This is a genomic window from Actinacidiphila acidipaludis (genome assembly GCF_019890725.1).
Taxonomy (GTDB): Bacteria; Actinomycetota; Actinomycetes; order Streptomycetales; family Streptomycetaceae; genus Actinacidiphila; species Actinacidiphila acidipaludis.
Genome location: NZ_JAINZZ010000122.1, coordinates 1 through 2,981, shown reverse-complemented (window position 1 = coordinate 2,981; position 2,981 = coordinate 1). Strand labels below are relative to the sequence as shown.

At 69.1% G+C, this 2,981-nt stretch carries 5 protein-coding genes; all 5 read right to left on the bottom strand.

Features of this window, described 5'->3' with window-relative positions:
- Window positions 1–150: 150 nt before the first annotated feature.
- Window positions 151–867 carry a 2-hydroxychromene-2-carboxylate isomerase gene (locus K7862_RS36885; RefSeq protein ID WP_222970143.1) on the bottom strand — a complete coding sequence of 239 codons (717 nt, stop codon included), beginning with the start codon at window positions 865–867 and terminating at the stop codon, window positions 151–153.
- Between the two features lie 29 nt (window positions 868–896).
- Entirely contained in the window at window positions 897–1,658 is a 762-nt protein-coding gene (fabG, locus tag K7862_RS36880; protein ID WP_222970141.1) for a 3-oxoacyl-[acyl-carrier-protein] reductase, read from the bottom strand.
- Between the two features lie 62 nt (window positions 1,659–1,720).
- Entirely contained in the window at window positions 1,721–2,197 is a 477-nt protein-coding gene (locus K7862_RS36875; RefSeq protein ID WP_222970139.1) for a 3-hydroxyacyl-ACP dehydratase FabZ family protein, read from the bottom strand.
- On the bottom strand, window positions 2,194–2,685 hold the full coding sequence (locus tag K7862_RS36870; RefSeq protein ID WP_308012383.1) for a 3-hydroxyacyl-ACP dehydratase FabZ family protein: 492 nt from the start codon (window positions 2,683–2,685) through the stop codon (window positions 2,194–2,196). Before K7862_RS36870 ends, K7862_RS36875 begins: the two co-directional genes overlap by 4 nt.
- Window positions 2,682–2,981 (bottom strand): acyl carrier protein (locus K7862_RS36865; RefSeq protein ID WP_262414378.1); only part of this gene is annotated, 300 nt, incomplete at its 5' end. The genes K7862_RS36870 and K7862_RS36865, both read right to left, overlap by 4 nt.

The window sequence follows — 2,981 nt, the reverse complement described above, 5'->3', positions numbered from 1 at the left end:
GGTGGCTGGTGATGGCACGGACACCTGCGCATCGGACATAGCTTTACGCCTCACTATGAATTCGCTGACAGTTCTGATGGCCTTGGCCGGACGTGTTTGTGCCGGAGCGTCACTCAGGGAGAAGAGCAGGTCAGGCCGTCAGTCGCTGTGTCAGCCGCAGCCGCCCGCGTGCCCAGTGTCGCCTCCCGGCGCGGAGAACCGGGGCAGCTCGTCATAGTCCTGCCAAGATCGCTCGACTTCCTCGATGTCCTGGCCGCGGAATGCCGCGACATAAGGCCGGAGGCGGTCGACGCCGAAGTACTTGTCCCGTCCGTGCACGAAGAACGGCACCCCGAACAGGCCGTCCTTGTAGGAGGAGATGAGGCACTGCACGCCCTCGTCGCGCACCGCGGGATCGTCGGCGGCGTCGGCGAGGAGCTGCGGGCTCAGCCCGATCTGCCCGGCGATCTCGGCGATGGTCTCCCGCTTGGTGATGTCCCGGGACTCCTCCCAGCGGGCCCGGTAGGTGTGCTCGACGAACGCGCGTCCGTGTCCCTCCCGGGCCGCGACGAGATAGGCGAGGTGGGACACCTCCCAGTTGGGGTCCTTGTCGATCGGCCAGGTCATCTTCAGGCCACGGGCCTTGGACAGCCGGGCGGTGTCCTGGAGGATGTAGAAGTTCTTCGCGCGGGACATCGGCACGATGGGGAGTTCGACGTCGGCCTCGTCCAGCAGTTTCTGCGTGAGGTCGTCCGGTTCCCAGAACGGAATCCATTCCAGGCCGTCCGCGACGTCCGGGTACCGCTCGGTCAACTCGCGGTAGGCGAACCACGAGTAGGGGCTGCGCAGCGAGAAGTACCAGCGCGGCGGCTTCTTCGTCTTTGCCATGGGGGAAACTCCGGTTCGAAGGTGGAGTGTCAGAGGATGATGCCGCCGTCGATCTGGAGAACGGCGCCGGTGATGTAGGAACTCCGCTCGGAGGCCAGGAACGACACGAGGTCGGCGACTTCCTCCGCGCGCCCGAGACGGCGCAGCGGAATGGAGGTGAGGGCCTGCTTCCTGACCTTCTCGTTCAGGTCGGCCGTCATGTCGGTCTCGATGAATCCCGGGGCGACGACGTTCGCCCGGATTCCGTACCGGCCCACTTCCTTGGCCAGCGAGCGGGAGAAACCGATGATGCCGGCCTTGGAGGCGGCGTAGTTGGTCTGGGTGGCGTTGCCGTACACCCCGGCCACCGACGAGATGTTCACGATGGAGCCGCTCTTGCGCTTCATCATCTCGAAGATGACCGCGCGGCAGACGTTGTAGACCCCGCCGAGGTTGGTGCCGACGACCTGGTCCCAGTCCTCGTCCTGCATCAGCAGCAGCGGGTTGTCACGGGTGATGCCGGCGGAGGTCACCGCGACGTCGATCGGGCCGAGTCGCTCCTCGGTCTCGGCGACGAACGCGCGGACGGACTCGCGGTCCGCGACGTCCGCCTTCACCGCGAGGCACTGGACGCCGAACTGGGCTATCTCCGTGTCGAGTTGCTTGGCGGCCTGCTCGTCGGAGCGGTAGCAGAAAGCGATCTGGAATCCGTCCTCGGCCAGCCGCAGAGCGGTCGCCCGTCCGATCCCGCGCGAACCTCCGCTGACCAGGGCGACCCTGGTGGCTGCTCCGGCCTCCGTGTTCTGGGACATGCCTGTGCTGCCTTCCTGACTCTAGGGTTGGGGGCGATCGACGTCGGCGGTCCGCCGCGGCCTCACGCCGCGCCGGCCACCCGGTTGCCGGGGCGGAACGCCATCACCATGTGGGACAGCCGCATCACGACCTCCCAGCCGACCAGGCTCTCGCCCTGGAAGATCACGGCGTCCGACAGCGCCCGGACCACCTTGACGCGGTGTTCCAGGACGTCGCCGGGATAGACCGGGCGCAGGAACTCCACGCCCGACATCGCGCCGGCCAGCATCACCTGGTCGGACAGGCCCGCGGCGGCGGTGCCGGGCTGGACGGCCAGCAGTCCCGCGGCCTGGCCCCAGGACTCGACCAGCAGCGTCTGCGGATAGCAGAACCGCTCCTCGGCGGCGTCCTCGGCCAGCCCCTGGTACCAGGGCTCGTTGCAGGTGACCGCCTTGAGCGCCACCAGGCTCTCGCCGGGGACGAGTTCGAGTACCCGGTCCACCAGCAGCATCGGGTAGCGGTGCGGCAGGAAGCCCTTGATCTGGGCGGCGTCGATCACGCGGACGCCCCCACCGCGTAGCTCAGGCGGACCTTCGCGGCCGTCCCCCGACCGGTGGAGGCCACGGCCTCGCACCGCAGCCGGTCGTCCACGGCCTTCCAGGTGATGTCGATGCCGAGCACGTCACCGGGGAAGACCGCCCCCACGAAGCGCGCCGAGTCCAGCGCGGCGAGCGTCAGGTCCGCCCCGCTGGGCGCGGTGGCCAGCGCCGATCGGTGCACGCACTCGACGACGCACACCCCGGGAAAGATCGGGAATTCCGGGTAGTGGCCCTCGAAGACCGGCTCCGAGGCGTCGATGCGGACCTCGGCACGGGCCTGGGGCGCGTCCGGGTCGGTACTCCCGGGCCGCACCACCAGCACCGCGCCGCGCACCGGGCTGACCATCTGCCGCACCGGGCCGGTCACGCCGGTGGCCGGCCCGGCCGTCTCGCCCGCCGGGCCGGTCACGTCGCTCACCGCGCTGTGCGCGGCCGGCGCCGCCGTCACGGCGTCGGGAGCTTCTGCGCCAGCAGGTCGTAGGCCTGTTGCAGGGAGACGACGGACCGCAGCTCCGACTCGGTGAACTTGACGCCGTACGTCTTCTCCAGCGCCACCACCACCTCCAGCGCCATCAGGGAGTCGACCGCCAGGTCCTCCATGAAGTGGGCGTTGTCGGTGAGGTCGGCGGCCTCGATGTCGAGGATCGCGGCCACCGTCGTGCGCAGCTCCTCCTTGTCGGGGCCGAGTGCGGTGCCGGTGTCCGGCTGTGAGATCGACATGGGTGTGAGGTCCCTTTCGGCGTC